Origin of the sequence: Aeromonas fluvialis, from assembly GCF_000819885.1 — a bacterium.
GTDB classification, from domain to species: domain Bacteria; phylum Pseudomonadota; class Gammaproteobacteria; order Enterobacterales; family Aeromonadaceae; genus Aeromonas; species Aeromonas fluvialis.
The window spans coordinates 22,311-44,288 of record NZ_CDBO01000057.1; the positions used below are offsets into that span (position 1 = coordinate 22,311).

18 protein-coding genes, 1 tRNA gene and 1 pseudogene are annotated in these 21,978 nt (G+C 58.3%); 11 read left to right on the top strand and 9 right to left on the bottom strand.

The genetic code is table 11. The features are described from left to right. The first annotated feature begins 3 nt into the window (after positions 1 to 3). On the top strand, positions 4 to 1,212 hold the full coding sequence (flgL, locus tag BN1125_RS12385) for a flagellar hook-associated protein FlgL (RefSeq protein ID WP_042012595.1): 1,209 nt from the start codon (positions 4 to 6) through the stop codon (positions 1,210 to 1,212). Positions 1,213 to 1,647: 435 nt separating this feature from the next. Beyond that, positions 1,648 to 1,879: pseudogene (locus tag BN1125_RS18625) on the top strand (magnesium transporter); the annotation flags it as partial. Between the two features lie 60 nt (positions 1,880 to 1,939). On the opposite strand, the gene ppx reads toward BN1125_RS18625, so the two are convergent. The 3 genes from ppx to BN1125_RS12400 form a co-directional block, all read right to left on the bottom strand. Next, positions 1,940 to 3,430 carry an exopolyphosphatase gene (gene ppx, locus BN1125_RS12390; RefSeq protein ID WP_042012596.1) on the bottom strand — a complete coding sequence of 497 codons (1,491 nt, stop codon included), beginning with the start codon at positions 3,428 to 3,430 and terminating at the stop codon, positions 1,940 to 1,942. Continuing rightward, positions 3,423 to 5,489 carry a polyphosphate kinase 1 gene (gene ppk1, locus BN1125_RS12395; protein WP_042012597.1) on the bottom strand — a complete coding sequence of 689 codons (2,067 nt, stop codon included), beginning with the start codon at positions 5,487 to 5,489 and terminating at the stop codon, positions 3,423 to 3,425. Before ppk1 ends, ppx begins: the two co-directional genes overlap by 8 nt. 74 nt (positions 5,490 to 5,563) lie before the next feature. Further along, positions 5,564 to 6,079, bottom strand: coding sequence for a glycine cleavage system transcriptional repressor (locus BN1125_RS12400; protein WP_042012599.1), 516 nt, complete (start codon positions 6,077 to 6,079; stop codon positions 5,564 to 5,566). 197 nt (positions 6,080 to 6,276) lie between these two features. On the opposite strand from BN1125_RS12400, the gene BN1125_RS12405 reads away from it, so the two are divergent. The 5 genes from BN1125_RS12405 (at position 6,277) to BN1125_RS12425 (ending at position 12,219) form a co-directional block, all read left to right on the top strand. Next, complete coding sequence (locus BN1125_RS12405) at positions 6,277 to 7,161, top strand: DUF2726 domain-containing protein (RefSeq protein ID WP_042012600.1); 885 nt, start codon at positions 6,277 to 6,279, stop codon at positions 7,159 to 7,161. 254 nt (positions 7,162 to 7,415) lie between these two features. Next, complete coding sequence (locus BN1125_RS12410; protein WP_042012601.1) at positions 7,416 to 8,837, top strand: sigma-54 dependent transcriptional regulator; 1,422 nt, start codon at positions 7,416 to 7,418, stop codon at positions 8,835 to 8,837. 105 nt (positions 8,838 to 8,942) lie between these two features. Continuing rightward, positions 8,943 to 9,977 carry a sensor histidine kinase gene (locus BN1125_RS12415; protein WP_042012602.1) on the top strand — a complete coding sequence of 345 codons (1,035 nt, stop codon included), beginning with the start codon at positions 8,943 to 8,945 and terminating at the stop codon, positions 9,975 to 9,977. Then, positions 9,974 to 11,317 (top strand): sigma-54-dependent transcriptional regulator, encoded by a 1,344-nt coding sequence (locus BN1125_RS12420; RefSeq protein ID WP_042012604.1) that lies wholly within the window; start codon positions 9,974 to 9,976, stop codon positions 11,315 to 11,317. Before BN1125_RS12415 ends, BN1125_RS12420 begins: the two co-directional genes overlap by 4 nt. Before the next feature lie 140 nt (positions 11,318 to 11,457). Continuing rightward, positions 11,458 to 12,219: a Nif3-like dinuclear metal center hexameric protein gene (locus tag BN1125_RS12425; protein WP_042012606.1), complete on the top strand. Its 762-nt coding sequence runs from the start codon at positions 11,458 to 11,460 to the stop codon at positions 12,217 to 12,219. Positions 12,220 to 12,334: 115 nt separating this feature from the next. On the opposite strand, the gene purN is transcribed toward BN1125_RS12425, so the two are convergent. After that, positions 12,335 to 12,973: a phosphoribosylglycinamide formyltransferase gene (gene purN / locus BN1125_RS12430; RefSeq protein WP_042012607.1), complete on the bottom strand. Its 639-nt coding sequence runs from the start codon at positions 12,971 to 12,973 to the stop codon at positions 12,335 to 12,337. Further along, positions 12,970 to 14,007: a phosphoribosylformylglycinamidine cyclo-ligase gene (gene purM / locus BN1125_RS12435; RefSeq protein WP_042012608.1), complete on the bottom strand. Its 1,038-nt coding sequence runs from the start codon at positions 14,005 to 14,007 to the stop codon at positions 12,970 to 12,972. Before purM ends, purN begins: the two co-directional genes overlap by 4 nt. A gap of 175 nt (positions 14,008 to 14,182) precedes the next feature. Between purM and upp the strand changes: the two genes are divergently transcribed. The 3 genes from upp (at position 14,183) to hda (ending at position 16,783) form a co-directional block, all read left to right on the top strand. Beyond that, a complete protein-coding gene (gene upp, locus BN1125_RS12440) occupies positions 14,183 to 14,809 on the top strand; it encodes a uracil phosphoribosyltransferase (protein ID WP_042012609.1) in 627 nt (208 codons plus the stop codon). Positions 14,810 to 14,959: 150 nt separating this feature from the next. Further along, entirely contained in the window at positions 14,960 to 15,979 is a 1,020-nt protein-coding gene (locus tag BN1125_RS12445) for a DUF2066 domain-containing protein (RefSeq protein ID WP_042012610.1), read from the top strand. A gap of 102 nt (positions 15,980 to 16,081) precedes the next feature. Next, the gene (hda, locus tag BN1125_RS12450; protein ID WP_042022088.1) at positions 16,082 to 16,783 is read left to right on the top strand and encodes a DnaA inactivator Hda; all 702 of its coding nucleotides are present in this window, start codon (positions 16,082 to 16,084) and stop codon (positions 16,781 to 16,783) included. Positions 16,784 to 16,901: 118 nt separating this feature from the next. Here hda and aceA read toward each other — a convergent pair whose 3' ends face one another. The 4 genes from aceA to BN1125_RS12465 all read right to left on the bottom strand — a co-directional run bounded on the left by aceA (position 16,902) and on the right by BN1125_RS12465 (position 21,026). Beyond that, positions 16,902 to 18,215, bottom strand: coding sequence for an isocitrate lyase (gene aceA, locus BN1125_RS12455; RefSeq protein ID WP_042012613.1), 1,314 nt, complete (start codon positions 18,213 to 18,215; stop codon positions 16,902 to 16,904). A gap of 73 nt (positions 18,216 to 18,288) precedes the next feature. Beyond that, positions 18,289 to 19,896, bottom strand: a complete 1,608-nt coding sequence (gene aceB / locus BN1125_RS12460) for a malate synthase A (protein ID WP_042012616.1) — start codon at positions 19,894 to 19,896, stop codon at positions 18,289 to 18,291. 689 nt (positions 19,897 to 20,585) lie between these two features. After that, positions 20,586 to 20,726, bottom strand: a complete 141-nt coding sequence (locus BN1125_RS19270; protein WP_167562317.1) for a hypothetical protein — start codon at positions 20,724 to 20,726, stop codon at positions 20,586 to 20,588. Positions 20,727 to 20,949: 223 nt separating this feature from the next. Further along, a tRNA-Pro gene (locus BN1125_RS12465) sits at positions 20,950 to 21,026 on the bottom strand. A gap of 255 nt (positions 21,027 to 21,281) precedes the next feature. Between BN1125_RS12465 and tadA the strand changes: the two genes are divergently transcribed. Then, complete coding sequence (tadA, locus tag BN1125_RS12470) at positions 21,282 to 21,821, top strand: tRNA adenosine(34) deaminase TadA (RefSeq protein ID WP_084202309.1); 540 nt, start codon at positions 21,282 to 21,284, stop codon at positions 21,819 to 21,821. Positions 21,822 to 21,978 lie beyond the last annotated feature (157 nt).

Here is a 21,978-nt window from a genome sequence, read left to right on the forward strand (position 1 = left end):
GCCATGCGCATCACCACCAACATGATTTATGACCGGAATTTATATTCCCTCAACAGTGCCAATGAGCGTCTGAGCAAAGCCTATCAACAGCTGCAAACCGGCAACAAATTTCAGACTGCCGGAGAAGATCCCGCGGGGATGAGCCAGAAGATGGCCCTCACCAAGGAGATTGAGCTGTTCAAACAGTACAGTGTCAATGGCAGCTTGCTGGAAAACAGCTTGGGGCATGAGGAGACGGTATTAACGTCGATTAATAATGCCATGTTGAGTGCCCAGACGCTGATCCAGAAGTCCAATAACGGCGCTATCAGCATGGATGATCGCAAAGCCATTGCCAGTGAACTGGAGGGGTTGCAGCAGCAGATGCTCGACCTGATGAACAGCAAGAATTCATCGGGTGAATTTATTTTCGGTGGCAATCAGAGCAAGACTCAGCCGTATGTGAAAGACGCCAACGGAAAATATATTTATCAGGGAGACCCTGGCCAGCGAAATATTCAGGTGTCACCCACTGTGCAAATCGCCGCCAATGACTCCGGACAGGATCTGTTTGAAATCGTGGCGACCAGAAGAACAGCCAGTGCGGCCAGCGCGAATATCTCGGTCGGTATTGGCGATCAGGGCAATTTTGATAATTTCTATAAATCCAATTATAACTCTGCGCTGCCCAGCAACAGCTATACCGTGTCAACGACCATAGGCCCACCAGATAGCTATGACATCAAGGATGCTGGCGGCAATACCCTGCAGACGGGAGAGTATATCCCAGGTAGCAAGATCCCCTTTAATGGTCTTGAGTTAACCCTTGACCAGCCGGCTGGCGGTGCGGTGCAGCAGTTTGATCTCAATCCGCCCAAGAATGACAATATCTTGAACGGTATGTCCGATTTTATTACCGCGTTGCGTGAGCCCACTATTTCGGCCGAGAGCTTTCAGCAGAAAGTGGCCGATGCCGGCGTCCATATGAAAAATGCTCGCCTGAATATCGATCATGGGTTGGGTGAGCTGGGTGGCCGGATGAATAGTCTGGAGCAGGTGATAGGTTCCAATGAAGGGCTTAGCACCCTCAACGCTGAGGCGAGAGCCAAGGTGTCGGAAGCGGATCTCTATGAGGTTATTTCGGCACTGTCCAAAGAAGATGCGGCATTGAGTGCCTCGCAACTCTCGTTCAGTAAAATAAGCCGTCTGACGCTATTTGATTATATTCGCTAAGAAAAGGCCCTTACTGGGCCTTTTCACTGTGTTTCCTCCAGCCGAATTCCTCTGTCATTTCCCGACAATTGTAACAAGCTTTTGCCATACCTCATTTCATGATTGAGGCAGGGTTGACCTCCCTACGGGATTGAATAATCATGCCGCCCGCACAACGGAGGGTTGTGCATCTTATTTGCGAGATTGTAAATTTTTCTGTGTAACCGGCGATTAATCACTATCCAGGCCGCTCGCCGAACCAGGGTGAGAGCACACTAACCTAAAAATGAGCAGGCAGCGCAAAACAACATCAATAGGTATAAATATTGCTCACTCCACGGTGTAAAACCGAGTGCTATTTACTCTTGGGTTGTGTGATTAATGAGCAAAAGTCGGGTTTGTTACTTGATTTAACAAAGTGTGCTCCCGCCCTGAGGATCGCACCATGCCGAGATCACCACCATAGTACGTGCCATGGCGGTCGGGGAGGTGAGTCTGCGCAACCTCGGCTCGGTGCTGAAGAAATAGCTCTCCACTGGCATGCTCATTTCGGGCGCCATTGCACTGGCGGCCTGGGTTCGCGCCTGGAGCCTCGGTGTTGGCCCCCTTTATCGCCATCCTGGTGGATGACACCGGTCTTATCATCTACTTCGAGATGGCCAAGTGGTTGCTGCCTGACTTGCAGTAACGGGTAGGTTGATATGCAAAAGGCAGCCATTGAGCTGCCTTTTGCATTTATCTTTCCAGTTTAGCCGAGCTGGAACAACAGTGGCCAGCCCTGCTCCTGGCAGTAGCGTTGCTCTTTCTCCAGATTCTGCATCAGGAGCCGGTTCTCCTCGCACCAGCTGGCGGGCAGATTGACTGCCAGCTGATCGCCAGTCGCTTGCACGTTCAGCTCGGGCAGCAGATCATCCTGGCGCTTGTGGTGGGCCGCCACGGCGAGACGCAGGATGCGGATGCAGCGCAGCACGGTTTGCAGGTCGTGGTTGGGCAGGGGCGGCAGCTCTGAGAGCTTGAGCCCCTTGCGCTGAAAACGTACCAGCGCAGCCAGCAGAGCCTGATCGTCCTGGTTGAAGCCGGGCAGGTCGGTGTGTTGCAGGATATAGGCGGAGTGGCGGTGAATGCCGCTGTAGTTGATGGCAAGACCGATTTCGTGCAGCCGCGCCGCCCAGCCGAGGATGGCGCGATAGGGATCTATCTCCATCTGCCAGGGTTCTTGCAGGGCATCGAATAGGGCCAAGACACTCTGCTCCACCCGGGCGGCCTGCTTCCTGTCCATCCGGTAGTGGGTACCGAGCGCCTGTGCGGTACGCTCGCGAATATCGTGGTGCTGCAAGCGCTCCTCGAACTCGTAGAGCAGCCCTTCGCGCAGGGCACCGTCGGAGTAGTCGAGCCGCTCGATGGGCAGTGAGGTAAACAGCCCAAGCAGGATGGCCACCGCGGCGGCAAACACCTCCTGACGCTCCTCGGTAAGCCCTGCCAGCTTGAGATTATCGACCCGCTTGCGTTCAATCATCACAGCCTTGAGCCGCTCCAGCCCCTCCAGGGTAATGCAGCCATCAGTCAGCCCTTCACCCTGCAGCACGTCGCGCACGGTGCGAATGGAGCCGGAGCTGCCAAGGCAGCTCTGCCAGCCCAGCTTGCGGTACTGGTTGACGATGGGGGCGAGCTGGTGCTGGGCCTCCAGCACGGCACTGCTGAAATGCTTGTCGCTCAGCTTGCCGCTGGCAAAAAAGCTCTGGGTAAAGCTGACGCAGCCCATCTTGCGGCTAGTGAGGGCCTTGTGTTCAAACCCTTCACCTATGATGAGCTCGGTGCTGCCGCCGCCGATGTCGATCACCAGTACCTGACCCTCGATATGCTGGGTATGAGCGACCCCCTGATAGATGAGGCGTGCCTCTTCCTGGCCGCTGATGATCTCTATGGGGTGGTTGAGCACCTTGGCCGCTGCGCTCACGAATTCGCGGGCGTTGCTGGCTCGGCGTAATGTGTAGGTGCCAGCGATGCGGATCTGATCCGGCTTGATGTTGGTAAGCCGCTCGGCAAACAGTGCCAGGCAGGCGAGGCCGCGTGCCATCGCCTCTGGGCTCATCCGCTTCTGATCATCCATTCCTTCGGCCAGACGTACCCGCTCCTTGATGCGATCGACGATGCGAAAACGCCCTTCGCTGAGGTGGGCGATCACCATATGAAAACTGTTGGAGCCGAGATCGACGGCGGCATAGAGACTATTATCCATTGTTTGACTCGATACGTTTGAGATAGTCGTAAATCACCACCTGAGAGCGAATTTTGCGGCGGTTGCCCCGCTTCACATATTCGTTCTGCTGGTCGGCATCGATGACCCGCGCCTTGCAGGTATCACTGAGTTGTAGCTCGAGAATGTCCATGATGCGCTGCTTGAGCCGCTCGTCATAGATGGGGGTCCCCACCTCGATCCGGCCGTCGATGTTGCGGCTCATCCAGTCGGCACTGGAGATATAGAGCTGGGGGTTGCCCTTGTTGTGGAACACCATCACCCGAGGGTGCTCGAGGAAGCGGTCGATGATGCTGATCACCTTGATGTTGTCACTGAGGCCCGGCACGCCCGGGCGCAGGGCGCACATGCCACGGATGATCATCTGGATCGGCACCCCGGCCTGACCGGCGGCATAGAGCCGATTGATGAGATCCTTGTCCACCAGATTGTTGATCTTGAGGGTGATGCCGCTGGGTTGCCCCGCCTTGGCGTTGGCCAGCTCGTTGTCGATCAGGCGATAGAGCTGACGGCGACTGTTGATCGGGGAGACCAGCAGGTGGTTGAACTTGTAGCGCCGATAGGGATATTCGATGTATTCGAACACGCTCTCCACCTCGGCAGTGATGTCCGGATGGCGGGTCAGCAGCGAGAAGTCAGTATAGATCTTGGCGGTCTTCTCGTTGAAGTTACCGGTCCCGATATGGGCATATCGCACCGCCTCACCATGTTCGTGGCGGGTGATTAGGCAGAGCTTGGAATGGATCTTGAGGCTCGGCACCCCGAACACCACCTTGACCCCGGCATCGGTGAGAATGTTGGCCCAGTCGATGTTGGCCGCTTCGTCGAAACGGGCGCGCAGTTCGACCACCACGGTTACCTTTTTGCCGTTGTTGGCGGCATCGATGAGGGAGTGGATGATGCGCGACTTCTTGGCGACCCGATAGATGTTAATGCGAATAGCACTGACAGCGGGATCGAATGCCGCCTGGCGCACCAGCTCGGTGAAGTGGTGGAACTTGTGGTACGGGTAGTAGAGCAGGATATCCTGCTTGGTGATGGCATCGAAGGCGTTGACGAAGCCGTCAAAGTCGCGGCACTCCAGGGCTGGCAGCTTGGGATTTTCCAGATAATCCCGGCCCACATTGGGGAAGCCGATGAAATCCTTGAAGTTGTGATAGCGCCCGCCCGGCATGATGGCGTCGTAGCTGCTGATCTGCAGCTTGAGTTTCAGGAAGCTTATCATGGCAGCCGGCATCTCCCGTTCATAGACGAAGCGCACCGGCATGGCGGTGAGACGCTGCTTCAAGCCGTCACTCATCTTGTCCAGCAGACTCAAGTCCAGCTGGTCGGAGAGTCCGTATTCGGCATCCCGGGTCAGCTTCACCGCGTAGGCGGCAATCTCGTCGTAGTCGAAGAAGCCCTTGAAGATCTCGTCGAGACAGAAGCGGATGACGTTATCCAGAATGATGATCTGCTTCTTGCGCCGGGTTCCTTCCGGCGGCAACTGGAAGAAGCGGGGCAGGTCATCGGTCGGCACTTCCACCAGGGCGTACTGGATCACCTGACCGTTCTTCTTCATCTCGACGGCCAGATAGGTGTACTCATCCTTGAGGAACTTGACCGGATTGACCTCCTTGTTGAGCAGGATCGGGATGATATGGCGCAGTACCTTCTCCTTGAAGAAGACCCGCAGCCACTTATGGATCGTCTCGGAAAGCTGGTTCTCGTTGACCAGGAAGATGTTGTGCCGGGCCAGCGCAATCAACAACTCCTTGTAGGTGTTGTCGAATGCCTCACCGAGCGCCATCACCTTCTGTTGGATGGCGCGCAGCAGCACCTTGGCTTCATCGTCGCCACCATGTACTTCATTGATGAGGATGCGGCGCTTGACGTCCGATACCCGTACCTTGAAGAACTCATCCTGGTTGGAGGAGAAGATCCCCAGAAAACGGACCCGCTCGATGAGGGGCACCGTCTTGTCCATTGCCTCTTGCAACACCCGTTCATTGAATGAGAGCCAGCTCAGCTCTTTCTCTTCATACTGCTTGTCGGTGCTCATCTTGTGCCTCTGTTTCAGGTCGCGTCTGCGCGGCAGTTATGGCGTTAATATATGACAAAAAAATGACATTATTGTTACTGCTCGCTGAACGCTTCGTCGATGTCGACCACCAGATCGTCGGAGAGGGATTCCAGCGCGGTGATAAGCGTATCCATGACAAGCCCGTCGGGCAGGGCAACCAGCGCGTGAGCATAGAAGAGCGGGGCGCCGGAGTGGGGGGCAGGTTCACAACCGGTGGTGAGATCGGCCACGTTGATCTCGAGCTGGCGCAGGATGCTGGCCACTTCGTGGACGATGCCTGGGCGGTCGTTGCCGGTCACCGTCATCATCATCTGATGAGCCGGTTCGGCAGTAGGTATCCCTTCGGCAAAGCTGATAGTCAGACCCTGCAGCAGGGCCAGCGCTTCGCACAGGCTGCGATAGTGCTCATCGGGCACGGAGACATGAAGGATCCCGGCAAACTGCCCCGCCAGTTCGCTCATGGCGCTGCCCAGCCAGTTGCCCTGCTCGCGGCTGATGACGGCCGCCAAACTCTCGACGATCCCGGGTTTGTCTGCACCGATCACGGTGACCACCAATTGCTTTTGCATCCTGCTCTCCTTGAAATTGGAACTCTGGCTCGATCCCCATTGTGCCTGCTGTGGCTGGTCATATGAACCCCCGCCTGCGGGCAAATAGATAAAAAGACGGGACTTTTACACTTTCCATACGCTTGTCTTCTGCCTTGCTCCGTGGCGGCTGTGGTAAAGTGGTTCCCCTTTCGTGTTGTGAACTGGATCGTGCTCTCATGAATACCCTTGTCCTATCGGGATTGCTGTTGCTGTTGCTGCTTGTGCTGGCGATCTTCTGGAGCAGAGGTAGACAGCAAAAGCGCCTGCCCTATGATGTGCAGGAGACCCTGTTCAGTCCCGCCGAACGATCCTTCCTCGGGGTGCTGGATCTGGCTGTGAGTGACAAGGCCCGGGTCTTTGCCAAGGTACGGGTGGCCGATGTGCTGACGCCGCAGGCCGGGATCGGCAAAAGCAAATGGCAGCAGCACTTCAACAAGATCAGCGCCAAGCATTTCGACTACCTGCTTTGCCACCCCTCTGATCTTTCCTTTATCTGTGCCATCGAACTCGATGACAGCTCTCACCGTCACCAGAAGCGCAAGGCGCGGGATCTCTTTCTGAAAACTGCCTGCGACAGCGCCGGTCTGCCGTTGCTGCAGATCCCGGCAAGTGCCAGCTATCTGGTGGAAGAGCTGCGCGAACAGATCCTGCCGCTACTGGTCAAAACCCGTGAGCCGCTGGTAGAGGATCTGCCGCCCGGGGCTCGCCGCGAGCCGACCTTCAACCCCTTGCTGCTGGATGGCGTGGATGTGGGATCTGGCGGCCACGGCCACTCGGCGCCGGGCTCCGCCATCTCGACGAGTGGCGCCGTGTTGACCGCTTCCGCGGGGGCTGGCAAGCGGATAGCAGAACAGCATGCCACGGAGGGCGATCTGGCCGAGGAACTGTTTGCCGGTGTGGAGGATGACGAGGTGCGTGAAGCACACCACTGCCCCCGCTGCGATGCGTTGCTGGTGGAGCGAGAGGCGAAAAAGGGCCCTCACGCTGGTCGGCTCTTTCTGGCTTGCAGCCGCTTTCCCGAGTGTCGCTACGCGGCCCCCCACCACCATAACCACCACTGAGTCGGTCTCGCTGCGTTGCCACTGCCCTCTGACGAGGGCAGTTTTGTTTGTATCCTAGGCCTGCAAGGCGCAGAAAAATGCCCGGCAAAACGTATCTCATCCCCCGTTTCTGTCGATTCACTTAGCCTGAATGCGACAATTTTTGACAATGCGTCGGAATTTTGGCACTTTGTGTGTCGGTCATGACGTCGTTCACCGGCATTTTATGACCAAATAAAACAATAAGTTAGATTAGGACATCGCGAGGAATGGATATGGTGGAGATGGGCGTGTTGATTGTTGATGCCGATGCGCAGCGGCGCCAGCAATTGGGAACAGTGCTCTCGTTTATGGGGATCCCGTGGCAAGAGGTGGCGCAAAGCGATCTGGATGTCGCTATCGAATCCTCCGGCCCGCTGCAAGGGGTGCTGGTGGGTGAGCTGAGCGGCCGCCCCTTGCCGGATCTGCTGATAGCCTTTCCCCGCACGCCGTTCCTCTCGCTGGTCGAGGCGGATCTGCCCAACAGCAACTTCATCGGGGTGGCGCGGTCACCCTTTACCTATGAATCCCTTACCCGTCATTTGCACTTCTGTCAGGCGTTTGTCTCCCTGCATCCCCGTCAGCAGACCCATGACAAGGGGCAGACGCTGCTGCGTTTGCTGGTGGGCAAAGGGAAGGGGATCCAGGAGGTGCGGCGTCTCATCAGCCAGGTGGCCGAGACCGATGCCAACGTGCTGATCCTCGGTGAATCGGGGACCGGCAAAGAGGTGGTGGCTCGCGCTATCCATGAACTCTCTTCCCGAAGTCAAGGCCCCTTTGTGCCCATCAACTGCGGCGCCATTCCTGCCGAGTTGCTGGAGAGCGAACTGTTCGGCCACGAGAAGGGGGCCTTCACCGGCGCCATCGCTGCCCGGCGCGGCCGCTTCGAGCTGGCGCAGGGGGGCACCCTGTTCCTCGATGAGATCGGCGACATGCCGATGCCGATGCAGGTCAAACTGCTGCGTGTGCTGCAGGAGCGGCTGTTCGATCGGGTCGGGGGTGGCAAGCCGATTCAGGCCGATGTGCGGATCATTGCGGCGACCCACCGGGATCTGGAGGCGCTGATCCGCACCCAGGGTTTTCGTGAAGACCTCTATTACCGCCTCAACGTCTTCCCGATTGAGACGCCGCCGCTGCGGGATCGCACCGACGACATCCCGCTGCTGCTCCAGGAGCTGCTCAACCGCCATGCCGAGCAGCACCACAGCTTTATCCGCCTGACCCAGCGGGCCCTGGAGTCGCTGATGCAATACCCCTGGCCCGGCAATGTGCGCGAGCTATCCAACCTGTTGGAGCGGCTGCTCATCCTCTATCCGCACCAGATCGTCGATGTGGCCGATCTGCCGAGCCGTTATCGCCTGCTGCCGTGTCAGCCGCGAGATGAGAGGCTGACCGAGATGGATGAGAGGGATGCGCTGGCAGCGGTATTCCAGGATCCCCCCGAACTGGATCACTCTCTCGCTGCGGCCCGCACCATGCAGTTGCCGGAGGAGGGGGTTAATCTCAAGGAGATACTGGCCGACCTCGAAGTGGAGCTGATCCGCCAGGCGCTGGAGTTTCAGGATGGGGTGGTGGCCCGTGCCGCCGATCTGCTCGGCATGCGCCGCACTACCCTGGTGGAGAAGATGAAAAAGTACGGGATGAGCAAGGACGTCTGAGGTCAAAGCCTTGACGCCCATGTTTAACTTATTGTTTTAAATTACATATTTTAGTGGCATGAAAATTGAATAAGCTGACCCAACAGCCAGTTTGAGGTCAGCTTTATGACAATCGTGCAGCAGGACATGCCACTCCAGTCCCACGAAGTGAGCCAGCTCTACGCCATCTTCAAGGCGCTCCCCACCGGGGTGTTGCTGCTGAATGGCGCTGGGGTGGTCACCCGCGCGAATCCGGCGGCCATCTCTCTGCTGGGGGAGCCGCTGGAAGGGGAGCTCTGGCGCCACATCATTGCCCGCTGCTTCGAGCCGCGCGAGGATGATGGCCACGAGATCTCCCTGCGCGACGGGCGCCGGGTGCAGCTCTCGACTCAGCCGTTGCCGGATCAGCCCGGCCAGCTGGTGTTTATCAACGACCTGACCGAAACCCGCAAACTGCAAGATCGCATCAACCACATGAAGCGACTGTCGGCGCTGGGCAATATGGCGGCCTCGCTCGCCCACCAGATCCGCACTCCACTCTCCGCCGCCATGCTCTATGCCGCCAATCTGGCCAACCGCACCCTCAAGCCGGAATCCCGCACTCAGTTTCAGCAAAAGCTGATGGCCCGCTTGCAGGATCTGGAGAAGCAGATCAACGACATCCTGCTGTTTGCTCGCAACGGCGACAATCAGGTGGTCACCCCCATCTCGGTACGAGGGCTGCTGGCCGAAGTACAGGCCGGTGCCGAGGCATTCTGTCAGCAGCAAGGGTGCGATCTGCACATGGAGGCGCCGGAGCCCGATCTCTGTCTGCTGGCCAACAGCAGTGCGCTGGCGGGCGCTATCAACAACCTGATTGCCAATGCCCAGCAGGCGGGGGCCACGTCACTCTTGGTCAGCGCTGTGCGCAGTGGTGGCAGGGTGGAGATGCGTGTCATCGATAATGGCAAGGGGATCCCTTCCCATCAGCTCGGTCAGGTATTCGAACCTTTCTTTACCACTCGCTCCCAAGGCACTGGCCTGGGGCTCGCGGTGGTGCAATCTGTAGTGCGTGCCCATCAGGGGGAGGTCGGTGTGGCCTCGGTGCCCGGTGAAGGCACCTGCTTTACTCTGTCGTTCCCCCTGCATCAGCAACCGGTGCAGCTAGGAGGTGTAGCATGACACAGGCCAGAATTCTGGTAGTTGAAGATGATAATGGCCTGCGCGAAGCGTTGGTGGATACCCTGTTGCTGGGGGGCTATGAGTGCCGTGAAGCGGACAGCGGCGAGCGGGCCCTGCTGGCCCTCTCCCGTCAGCCGTTTGACATGGTGATCTCCGATATCCAGATGGGGGGGATGGATGGCCTCACCCTGCTGGCCAATATCCGCCAGCAATATCCGCAGATCCCCGTGCTACTGATGACCGCTTACGCCAACATCGACGGCGCGGTGCGCGCCATGCGCGAAGGGGCCATCGACTATCTGGCCAAGCCCTTTTCCCCCGAGGTGTTGCTCAATCAGGTGAGCCGTTACGTACCGGCCCAGAAGGTGGAGAAGCGCGCCGTGGTCCATGGGGATCCCAAAACTGCCGAGCTGTTCCAGCTGGCGACCCGGGTGGCCAGAAGCGAAGCGACCGTGATGGTGACCGGTCCGAGCGGGACGGGTAAAGAGGTGCTGGCCCGCTACATTCACGACAACTCCAATCGCGCCGAGCAGCCTTTTGTCGCCATCAACTGCGCCGCCATTCCCGAGAATATGCTGGAGGCCACCCTGTTCGGCTACGAGAAAGGCGCCTTCACCGGTGCGGTACAGGGTTGCCCCGGCAAGTTCGAGCAGGCGCAGGGGGGCACCCTGCTGCTTGACGAGATCACCGAGATGGATCAGGGGCTGCAAGCCAAATTGCTGCGGGTGTTGCAGGAGAAAGAGGTGGAGCGGCTCGGCAGTCGCAAGATGATCCCGCTGGATGTGCGGGTTATCGCCACCAGCAACCGGGATTTGAAAAAAGCGGTGCAGGATGGCTTGTTTCGCGAAGATCTCTACTATCGCCTCAACGTTTTTCCGCTGCGCTGGTCAGCCCTAAGCGAGCGGCCCGGCGACATTCTGCCGCTGGCGGAGCACCTGCTGGCGCTTCATGCCAGTCAGCAGGGGCTGCCGACACCACAGTTAACGGACGCCTCGCGGCAGCGGCTGCTGGCCCATCCTTGGCCTGGCAACGTGCGGGAGCTGGACAACGTGGTACAGCGCGCCCTGATCCTCAGCCCGGACGGGGTCATTGATTGTGACTACCTCATTCTGGAAGAGCTGGACGAGCAGGAGATGGAGTTTGTCAGCGTGGAGCGCAGCTATGGCAGCGATCGCCTCGGCAGCGAGCTCAAGCAGCAGGAGCACCAGATCATCCTCGACACCCTGCAAGATTGTAACGGCAGCCGCAAGGCGGTGGCCGACCGACTCGGCATCAGCCCGCGCACTCTGCGCTACAAGCTGGCCCAGATGCGGGAGGCGGGGATCGACCTGCCAGCCTGAGGCATGTGGGAAACCGCACTGTGTGGGGGCTGTCATGGTCTTGACGGCCCGGCTCGATTATCATGGGGTCCTTGGCGCTTTGAGCCTGGGCCCTGTTTTTACTGGTAAAGCAGGGGACCGAGCCTTAATAAGGGACCCCTATGATCTCTCATCGAAAACTCGAAACCGTACTGAACCATCTGCTCGAACCGCACGCCATCAAGGATTATTGCCCCAACGGCTTGCAAGTGGAGGGGCGTGAGCGCATTCGCAAGGTGGTGACCGGTGTCACCGCCAGTCAGGCGCTTATCGACGCGGCGGTGGCTGCGCAGGCCGATGCCATCCTGGTCCATCACGGCTACTTCTGGAGCGGTGAACCGGCCCAGATCACCGGCATGAAGCAGCGTCGCCTCAAGACCCTGCTGACCCACGATATCAACCTGTTTGCCTACCATTTGCCGCTGGATGTTCACCCCGAGGTGGGTAACAACGCCCAGCTCGCCAAGCTGCTCGACATCAAGGTGCGTCGCGGTCTGGAGCCGTGGAACAGCAAGAGCGTCGCCATGGTGGGCAAGCGGGAAGAGCCGATGAGCGGCCGCGATTTTGCCAAGCTGATTGCCGAGCGCCTTGGCCGCGAACCCCTCTATTGTGGCGATACCGGCCCCGAGCTGATCCGCTCCGTGGCCTGGTGCACCGGCGGCGGTCAGAGCTACATCAATCTGGCGGCGGAGCAGGGCATCGATGCCTTTATCTCTGGTGAAGCCTCCGAGCAGACCATTCACACCGCCCGCGAGATGGGGATGCACTTCTATGCGGCAGGCCATCACGCCACCGAGCGCTACGGCGTCAAGGCGCTGGGGGAGTGGCTGGCGACCGTGCACGGGTTGGATGTCACCTTTATCGATATCGACAATCCGGTGTAGGGTCGCTTGGCCGCGTAACGTAATCGGATCTGACCGCTGCCATCGTGCGGATAGGTAGAAATGACAAGGGAGGCTTAAGCCTCCCTTGTTGTATCTGACATGCAGTTGTTAGTGGTTACTCGCAGGCGTAACCAGCGGGGCCCAGCAGGGCGCCATCCAGTCGCACGGCGCCATCCACCATCTGCAGCCTGCCTTCGCAGAACCAGCGTACCACCAGCGGGTAGATGCTGTGCTCCTGCGCCTGTACCCGGGCGGCGACCTCATCGGCCTCATCCCCTGCAAAGATGGGCACACGGGCCTGCAGGATCACCGGGCCACCGTCCAGCTCTTCGGTGACGAAGTGGACGCTGGCGCCATGCTCACTGTCACCGGCATCGATAGCGCGCTGGTGGGTGTGCAAGCCCTGATACTTGGGCAGCAGGGAGGGGTGGATATTGATCATCCTGCCGGCGAAATGGCGCACCAGGTCGCCACTCAAGATCCGCATAAACCCCGCCAGTACCACCAGATCAGGCTGATAATCAGCCATCAGCGCCAGCAGGGCGGCGTCATACTCCTCCCGGCTGGTAAACTGCTGCTGGGCCAGAATGGCGGTTGCGACCCCGGCCTCTTTGGCACGAACCAGACCATAGGCATCGGCCTTGTTGCTGATGACGCCGACCACGTCACCGGCAATCTTGCCGCTGGCGCAGTGATCGAGGATCGCCTGCAGATTGCTGCCGCTGCCGGAGATTAGGACGAGGATCCGCATCATTTGATGATGACCTGCTCCTCACCATCGGCTGCCTTGGTGATATGACCGATGTGCCATGCGTTCTCGCCTTCCGCCTTGAGCAGGGTCAACGCCTTCTCCAGCTGGTTGGCAGGCAGGGCGATGATCATGCCGACGCCGCAGTTGAAGGTGCGATACATTTCAAAGCGGGTAACGTTGCCCGCCTGCTGCAGCCAGCTGAACACTGCCGGCCACTGCCAGCTCTGCTCATCGATCACAGCCTGAGTGTTGGCAGGCAGGACGCGCGGGATGTTCTCCCAGAAGCCGCCGCCGGTGATGTGGGAGAGGGCGTGGATCTCGCACTCCTTGATCAGCTTGAGCACCGGCTTGACGTAGATGCGGGTCGGCTCCAGCAGGGCGTTGGCCAGGGTGGTGTCACCCAGCGGCTGATGCACGTCGGCTTTGGAGACTTCCAGAATTTTACGGATCAGGGAGAAACCGTTGGAGTGAGGGCCGCTGGCGGCCAGCGCGATCAGGGCATCCCCTTCACCGACCTTGCTGCCGTCGATGATTTCGCTCTTCTCCACCACACCGACGCAGAAACCGGCGATGTCGTAGTCTTCCCCTTCATACATACCCGGCATCTCGGCGGTCTCGCCGCCCACCAGGGCACAGCCTGACTGCTCGCAACCGGCACCGATCCCGGTGACTACGGCGGCGGCGGTGTCCACGTCCAGTTTGCCAGTCGCATAGTAGTCGAGGAAGAACAGCGGCTCGGCGCCTTGCACGATCAGGTCATTGACGCACATGGCCACCAGATCGATGCCCACGGTGTCGTGCTTCTTCAGGTCGATGGCGAGGCGCAGCTTGGTGCCCACCCCGTCTGTGCCGGAGACCAGCACCGGCTCCTTGTAGCCCGCAGGGATTTGACACAAGGCCCCAAAGCCGCCAAGACCACCAAGGACTTCAGGACGACGAGTGCGCTTTGACACGCCCTTGATACGTTCAACCAGTGCATTGCCGGCATCGATATCCACGCCAGCATCCTTGTAGCTCAGTGAGGTTTTGTCAGTCACGCGTATTCCCCGTCATATAAAGAAGTGGAGGGTAAAATTCGGGGCGTATTCTAACAGTGGCGGTGAAAAACCAGAAAGGAAATCGTTTGCGCGTTTTTGCGCGGAAATGCTCTACAAGCGGCGGCTTTTGTTGTATGATTCTACGATTTTTTTGCGGCAGTTAGAGGAGATAATAATGAAAGTCGTTGAAGTCAAACACCCCCTGGTCAAACACAAGATCGGTCTGATGCGCGAAGGCGAGATCAGCACCAAGCGTTTCCGTGAGCTGGCCAAAGAAGTGGGCAGTTTGTTGACCTATGAAGCGACCTCTGACTTCGAAACCGAGAAGGTTATCATCGATGGCTGGAATGGGCCAGTGGAAGTTGACCAGATCAAGGGCAAGAAGGTCACCGTCGTGCCTATCCTGCGTGCCGGTCTGGGCATGATGGATGGCGTGCTGGAGCATATCCCGAGCGCCCGCGTCAGCGTGGTCGGTATCTACCGCGATGAGGAGACCCTGCAACCGGTTCCCTATTTCGAGAAGATCGTCAGCAACATCGAAGAGCGTCTGGCGCTGGTTATCGATCCGATGCTGGCTACCGGCGGTTCCATGATCGCCACCATCGATCTGCTGAAGAAGAAAGGCTGCCAATCCATTAAGGTGCTGGTACTGGTTGCCGCGCCGGAAGGGATCAAGGCACTGGAAGCCGCTCACCCTGACGTAGAGCTCTACTGCGCTTCCGTCGACCAGGGGCTGAACGAGAAAGGCTACATCGTGCCGGGTCTGGGCGATGCAGGCGACAAGATCTTCGGTACCAAGTAAGTTGATGCATTAACCCGCTTCCCATGTGGAAGGGGTGATCGGAGCCGGCGCCTCGTCGGCTCTGCTGTTTGTGGCCACTGGTGCCAGCCTTGCCGCAGGGCGCGCCTTGCCGCTACCATAAGCACACTCTCCCATTTCGAGACTCTGTTCATGTTCAAACGTGTTGTGACCGCCCTCTGTTGCGGCTTGTCATTTATGGTCTCTGCCGCACAGGTGACCGATCTCTATCAGGGCAAGGCACCGACCAGCGGTGACATGGTGGCCGCTCAAGGGCAGGCGCTGGGTCAGGTGCTGATCAAGGTGACCGGCAAGCGCGACATCCTTACCCAGCCGGCAGTAGTCAAGGCGCTGGCAGCCCCGGGCGACTATGTCAAAAGCTATGGCTATCAGGATCAGGACTCGGTCAAGTATTTGAAAGCCGAGTTCAAGAGTGACAAGGTCAACAGCCTGGTCTCCGAGAGCCAGTTTGCCCTGCTTGGCCCGGCTCGTCCCCAGATGGCCATCTGGCTGGTGGTGGATCAGGGGGAGCGTCGCCTGCTGGCAGATCAATCCAGCGATGGTTGGGCGCAAGCCTTGCGCGAGCAGGCCCAGACGCTGGGGCTGCCCATCAGCATTCCGCTGATGGATCTCGATGACAACATGGCTGTCAGTGCCACCGACGTCTGGGGGCGCTTTGCCGACCCGATTTTGCAGGCGAGCCAGCGCTATGGTGCCGAGATGGTGGTGCTGGGCAAGCTGACACCGGAAGGTGACAAGTGGAGCATTGACTGGGGACTCTACGGCCCCAAAGCGGCCGGTGAAGTTGCCGAACTGACCAGAGGCAACAGCACAGGCACCCAGGCCGAAGTGGCGCAAGGGTTTGCTGATACTCTGGCGGCCTGGCTGGTGAAAAACTACGGTGCTCGCATTTCTGGCCCGGCAACCAGCCAGACCCTGGTGGTAGATGGCCTCTCCGAAGTGGACAGCATGATCGCCGTGCAGAAGATGCTGCAGGGGATGGCCAACGTCAGCAAGGTGGCGATTGGCAAGCTGGAGGGGGATCAGGTCACCTTCAACTTTACCCTGCAAGGGGATCAGTCCGAGCTGGTGCGGGCGCTGCAGCTTGAGAGTCGTTTGCGCAAGGTTGACGATAATGGCAGCGGTTTGCGTTACCAATGGTCGCAGCCCTGATTTTATAAGGCTTTTGTAGACCGCCCGGCTTGTCCGGGCGGTTCTCTATCTGCCTTTGCGATGATACACTTAGCCACAAATGTCACAGTCAAAGCCCAACGAGTGAAGCAACCGGCCCAACTGTCTTTAGCCGTACAACTACCGGATGATGAAACCTTCGTCAGTTTTTATCCCGGCAACAATGCTCATCTGATCACCGCCCTCAAGAACGCGGCCATCGGTCAGGGATCGCCTTTCCTCTATTTCTGGGGAGCCAAGGGATCCGGACGCTCTCATCTGCTCCATGCCACCTGTGCCGAGGTCAACGCCCGCGATGCGGCGGCGGCCTATCTCTCCCTCGATCAGTTTGAACAGCTCGATCCCAGCATGCTCGATGCACTCGAAAGCCTGCCGCTGGTCTGTCTCGACAGCCTTGAGGCGATCGCCGGCAATGCCGTGTGGGAACGGGCGCTGTTCGACTTTTACAACCGCTGGCAGGAGAAAGGCGAGGGGACGCTGGTTGTAACCGGTTGCAGTGCACCGCGCAAACTGGGGCTGCAACTGCCGGATCTCGCCTCACGCTTGGATTGGGGGGTGAGTTTCCATCTCGACGAGCTGGATGATGAAGGCAAGCTCAGTGCCCTGCAGCTGCGTGCCGAGCTGCGGGGCTTCAAACTGCCCATTGATGTGGGCCGCTTCTTGCTCAACCGACTCTCCCGCGATATGCGCACCCTGCTCACCACCCTCAATCAGCTCGACAACGCCTCATTTCGCGCCAAGCGCAAGCTGACCATTCCCTTTGTCAAAGAGATCCTCGAGCTCTGATCCTCTCAACAGTGTGCGGTTATGCGCCTGACTTTCGTTTGAGTGGCAGATAAAAAGAAACCCCGGCATCAGGCCGGGGTTTTGCTATCTCAAGGACTTTCTCAAACAGTTCTGCCTATCAGTGGAACTGATCTTCTTCGGTCGAGCCGGTCAGTGCGGTCACCGAGGATTGGCCGCCCTGAATGACGGTGGTCACCTTGTCGAAGTAACCGGTACCAACCTCCTGCTGGTGTGCCACGAAGGTGTAGCCACGGCTGGCGGCGGCAAATTCCGGCTCCTGCACCATCTCGACGTAGTGCTTCATCCCTTCGCCACGGGCGTACTGGTAGGCCAGCTCGTACATGTGGAACCACATGTTGTGGATACCCGCGAGGGTGATGAACTGGTACTTGTAGCCCATGTCGGAGAGCGCCTGCTGGAAGCGGGCGATGGTGGCATCGTCCAGATTTTTCTTCCAGTTGAAGCTCGGGGAACAGTTGTAGGCCAGGATGCGATCCGGGAACTGAGCCTTGATCGCCTCGGCAAACTTGCGTGCTTCATCCAGATCCGGCTTGGCGGTTTCACACCACACCATATCGGCGTAGGGGGCGTAAGCCAGACCGCGAGCGATGGCCTGATCGATACCGGCACGTACCTTGTAGAACCCTTCGGCAGTGCGCTCGCCGGTCAGGAAGTCTGCATCGTAAGGATCTGCATCCGTGGTCAGCAGATCCGCCGCATTGGCGTCGGTACGGGCGATCACCAGGGTGGTGGTGCCGCACACATCGGCTGCCAGACGGGCAGCTACCAGCTTCTGCACCGCTTCCTGAGTCGGTACCAGTACTTTGCCGCCCATGTGACCGCACTTCTTGACGGAAGCGAGCTGATCTTCGAAGTGGACACCGGCGGCACCCGCTTCAATCATTCCCTTCATCAGTTCGAAGGCGTTCAGCACGCCACCAAAACCGGCTTCCGCATCGGCCACGATCGGCAGGAAGTAGTCGATAAAGCCCTCATCCTGCGGCCCAATCTTGTTGGCCCACTGGATCTGGTCGGCACGGGCGAAGGAGTTGTTGATGCGCTCCACCACGGACGGTACCGAGTTGGCCGGGTAGAGGGACTGATCCGGATACATGGTGGAGGACAAGTTGTTGTCCGCCGCCACCTGCCATCCGGAGAGGTAGATCGCCTCGATCCCCGCCTTGGCCTGTTGGACCGCCTGACCACCGGTCAGGGCGCCGAGGCAGTTTACGTAGCCTTTTTTGGCGTCGCCGTGGATCAGTTCCCACAGCTTGTCGGCGCCGCGTTGGGCCAGGGTGTGCACCGGCTGCAAGCTGCCGCGCAGATTGACCACATCTTCGGCGCTGTAGCCGCGCTTGATCCCTTTCCAGCGGGGGTTTTGGGCCCAGTCTTTCTCGATAGCCTGGATCTGTTGCTCACGGGTCAGTGCCATATCAGTTCCCTCTTTCATTGATTTCACGTTTCCATTGACTTGTTATTGGCAAGCCCCTTCCGGAGCTCGTTATTCAGAGCCGCTCGTAGCCGGGCAGCGTCAGAAAATCGATAAGTGTGTCGGCGCAGGTGATCTCCTCCATCAGTTCGCTCGCTTCGGCAAAGCGTCCTGCCTGCCAGCGCGCGATGCCCACCTCGGCTTTGACCACCTCCAGCTCCTCGGCCAGCATCTGGCGGAACAGCGCCTTGGTCACTACCTTGCCGTTCGACAGGCTCTTGCCGTGGCGGATCCATTGCCAGATGGAGGTGCGGGAGATCTCGGCGGTAGCGGCATCTTCCATCAGTCCGTAGATGGGCACGCAGCCGTTGCCGTTGATCCAGGCCTCCAGATATTGCAGGGCAACGCGGATGTTGGTGCGCATGCCCGCCTCGGTGCGCTCACCCTCGCAGGGGGCCAGCAGGTCGGCGGCGGTGATGGGGGCATCCTGCTCGCGCAGCACACCGATCTGGTTCTTGGCGCCAGCCGCAATGGTGGCGTTGAACACCGCCATGGCGGTATCGGCGAGGCCGGGGTGGGCGACCCAGGTACCGTCGTGGCCGTTGTTGGCTTCGCGCTCCTTGTCGGCTTTGACTTTGGCAAACACCTGTTCGTTGACGGCTGAATCCTTGGCCGGAATAAAGGCGGCCATGCCCCCCATTGCCAGCGCCCCGCGTTTGTGACAGGTCTTGATCAGCAGCCGCGAGTAGGCGGAGAGGAACGGTTTGTCCATGGTTACCACCTGGCGGTCGGGCAATACCCGATCCGGATGGTTCTTCAATGTCTTGATGTAGCTGAAGATGTAGTCCCAACGTCCGCAGTTGAGGGCGACGATGTGATCCTTCATCTGGTAGAGCAGCTCATCCATCTCGAACACCGCCGGCAGAGTTTCGATCAGCACGGTGGCCTTGATGGTGCCACGGGGCAGACCGAACTTGTCCTCGGTCCAGGCGAACACTTCGCTCCACCAGCGCCCTTCCAGATGGCTCTGCAGCTTGGGTACGTAGAAGTAGGGGCCTGAGCCTTTGGCCAGCAGCGCCTGATAGTTGTGCAGGAAGTAGAGGGCAAAATCGAACAGGCCACCCGGGATGGGCTCGCCATCGAAGGTGACATGTTTTTCCGGCAGGTGCAGACCGCGAACCCGGCAGATGAGGACTGCAGGGTCGGGGTTCAGGGTATAAGCCTTTCCTTCCGGACTGGTGTAAGAGATGGTGCCGTTGACCGCATCGCGCAGGTTGATTTGGCCCTCGATCACCTTATTCCAGGCGGGGGCCAGTGAATCCTCGAAATCCGCCATGAACACTTTGACATTGGCGTTGAGGGCGTTGATCACCATCTTGCGCTCGACCGGGCCGGTGATCTCCACACGGCGATCTTGCAGGTCGGCAGGGATGCCGCGCACGGTCCAGTCACCATCACGAATGTGGGCGGTTTCCGGCAGGAAGTCCGGCAGCTCGCCGCCATCGATACGGGCCTGGCGTGCCACACGTTGTTTCAGCAATTCCCCTCTTTGGGGAGCAAAACGTTCCACCAGATCGGCGACCAGCGCCACCGCGTCCGGCGTCAGAATTTGCGCGTATTCGGGCAGCATCTCGCCCTGGATGCGAAGGCGGGCGCTGCAGTGGGTCTGAGCCGGTGCCGACATAAGGTTCACTCCTTTGAGAATTACATTTTGAACTTACTAACTACGACTAAAGTCGAATTACTGTTCCTGAAACGTTCCCGCAACAACGGGGTAACACGATTGATAAGGTGCGAAATATTGTTGATTACGTCAACAGTTTTTTTTAAACACCTGTTTTTTAGATATGGTTAAGTTTATGTTTTTTATTGCTTTGTTTGATTGGTGTAAAAGCTCTACGCAGATGGTTATGCTCCTGCTTTTTCCCATCGGACAACGGCTAATTTGGGCCGTTACCCTGCCCCTCGTTTTGTAACTTATTACGTAATAAAATTACAAATGCAAAAACAAATCCCGACCTAACTCCAGGCTTTGCCAAAACAGCCGTATAAAGTGCGTTTGAATGTGGCAATGAAGGTTTTGCTATTGCTAGGTCTGGTTGGTGAACGTTCGTTTTAAACCTGATGTGGTGATGCGGGCTCTGTTGGCACCGGCGGTTGCAGCGATGGAAAATGAAGCGCAATAACGTAGGTTTGTATCAGTTGTCGGGGGTAATGTCGGAGAGGGAAGGGGGAGATGTATTAGTCAATAATACTGTCATCCTTGATAGAATTAGCAGTTTGTCGTTTTTTTGCAGATTTCTCGCCAAGGGTGTGAAACGGAGTGCGTTGAACAGGCGATGCACCAGTGATTGAGCGGCCATCTGGCCGGGCTCAATAGTCATCATCCGGTGCGGCAAGATCGATCACATCCAGCTGGATGACCTGTTCATTTTCGCTTTCGGTGTGGCAAGGGGTGTCGTGAGGAACGGAATAAAGCGTAATGGCGGGTGCGAAATCGGTGTTCTGGTTCATGCCTGGTCCTGTGTTGCACGCAAGCCGGACAGTGATCCCTTCACTCGTGTTTCCACCTCCCTGTGTTGTCTACCGGCGGAAAGTTGCGCATCTTAATGAGTTAGGCAAAAAGATTCAAGTGGTTCTGAGTGTTTTTTGTTCTTGGTGGGCTGGCATCGTCAGGAGGATAAATCGGAGGCAAAAAAATAGCCCAGTCGTTTGACTGGGCTATTCTCGGGGAAAATGGTCGGTGTGAGAGGATTCGAACCTCCGACCCTCTACACCCCATGCAGATGCGCTACCTGGCTGCGCTACACACCGACGGAGTCAGACTCGGCTGACGGGGAGGAAGTCTAATAGCATGACCAAACGGGTGCAACTCCTTTTTTATCATAGAGATGCCGATTGCTTCTTTATTGCTCAGTCGGGATGCGGCTTGGGTCTGACGTGCAGATTTGGCATAATCGCCGCCCTGTCACTGCGAGCGATCATGCCTGCTATCTATGGATTCACCTGACAGGTATGAATAGCGAGAATGCAAACAGCACAATTGAACAATATAAAGAGGGGATGGGCGTGAAACCATCAGAGGTCCCAGAAATACCGAGTCAGACCGAGCTGGACGAACAGTGGATGCGCCATGCCATGGCATTGGCCGCCCGGGCCGAAGGGATTGGCGAGATCCCGGTCGGTGCCGTACTGGTGCTGGATGGTCAGGTGGTGGGCGAGGGGTGGAACCGCTCCATCAGTGAACACGATGCCTGTGCCCATGCCGAGGTGATGGCAATCCGGGCGGCGGGCAAGCAGCTGGCGAACTACCGGCTGCTCGACACCACTCTTTATGTAACGCTGGAGCCCTGCTGTATGTGTGCCGGTGCGCTGATCCATAGCCGGGTCAAGCGGGTGGTTTACGGCGCCCGAGATCTCAAGACCGGTGCCGCGGGGTCGGTGTTCGAGATCTTGCAGGACCCGCGCCACAATCATAGAGTCGAGCTGACCGGCGGCGTGCTGGCCGATGCCTGCTCGGCCCAGTTGTCGACCTTCTTCAAGCGCCGCCGCGCCGAGAAAAAGGCGGCCAAACTGGCGCTGCAACAATCAAACGATGCCCTTTCCTGAATCGTGCAGGGGCAGCACAGGCGGCCCTTGCTGATTGTCATCATAAATATCCTTTTATAAACAATGTATTGTGCCCATTTTCCTTCGAAAGGAGTCCCGCCCACTTTTCCACTAACAACCTCTGTTAAAGCGTTCTCGATGTAACAAAACTGTCATG

Excerpts from the sequence above, each read along its gene's own strand:
- flgL (WP_042012595.1), top strand. The coding sequence starts at position 4 with ATGCGCATCACCACCAACATGATTTATGACCGGAATTTATATTCCCTC.
- ppx (WP_042012596.1), bottom strand. The coding sequence starts at position 3,430 with ATGGATAATAGTCTCTATGCCGCCGTCGATCTCGGCTCCAACAGTTTT.
- ppk1 (WP_042012597.1), bottom strand. The coding sequence starts at position 5,489 with ATGAGCACCGACAAGCAGTATGAAGAGAAAGAGCTGAGCTGGCTCTCA.
- BN1125_RS12400 (WP_042012599.1), bottom strand. The coding sequence starts at position 6,079 with ATGCAAAAGCAATTGGTGGTCACCGTGATCGGTGCAGACAAACCCGGG.
- BN1125_RS12405 (WP_042012600.1), top strand. The coding sequence starts at position 6,277 with ATGAATACCCTTGTCCTATCGGGATTGCTGTTGCTGTTGCTGCTTGTG.
- BN1125_RS12410 (WP_042012601.1), top strand. The coding sequence starts at position 7,416 with ATGGTGGAGATGGGCGTGTTGATTGTTGATGCCGATGCGCAGCGGCGC.
- BN1125_RS12415 (WP_042012602.1), top strand. The coding sequence starts at position 8,943 with ATGACAATCGTGCAGCAGGACATGCCACTCCAGTCCCACGAAGTGAGC.
- BN1125_RS12420 (WP_042012604.1), top strand. The coding sequence starts at position 9,974 with ATGACACAGGCCAGAATTCTGGTAGTTGAAGATGATAATGGCCTGCGC.
- BN1125_RS12425 (WP_042012606.1), top strand. The coding sequence starts at position 11,458 with ATGATCTCTCATCGAAAACTCGAAACCGTACTGAACCATCTGCTCGAA.
- purN (WP_042012607.1), bottom strand. The coding sequence starts at position 12,973 with ATGATGCGGATCCTCGTCCTAATCTCCGGCAGCGGCAGCAATCTGCAG.
- upp (WP_042012609.1), top strand. The coding sequence starts at position 14,183 with ATGAAAGTCGTTGAAGTCAAACACCCCCTGGTCAAACACAAGATCGGT.
- BN1125_RS12445 (WP_042012610.1), top strand. The coding sequence starts at position 14,960 with ATGTTCAAACGTGTTGTGACCGCCCTCTGTTGCGGCTTGTCATTTATG.
- aceA (WP_042012613.1), bottom strand. The coding sequence starts at position 18,215 with ATGGCACTGACCCGTGAGCAACAGATCCAGGCTATCGAGAAAGACTGG.
- aceB (WP_042012616.1), bottom strand. The coding sequence starts at position 19,896 with ATGTCGGCACCGGCTCAGACCCACTGCAGCGCCCGCCTTCGCATCCAG.
- BN1125_RS19270 (WP_167562317.1), bottom strand. The coding sequence starts at position 20,726 with ATGAACCAGAACACCGATTTCGCACCCGCCATTACGCTTTATTCCGTT.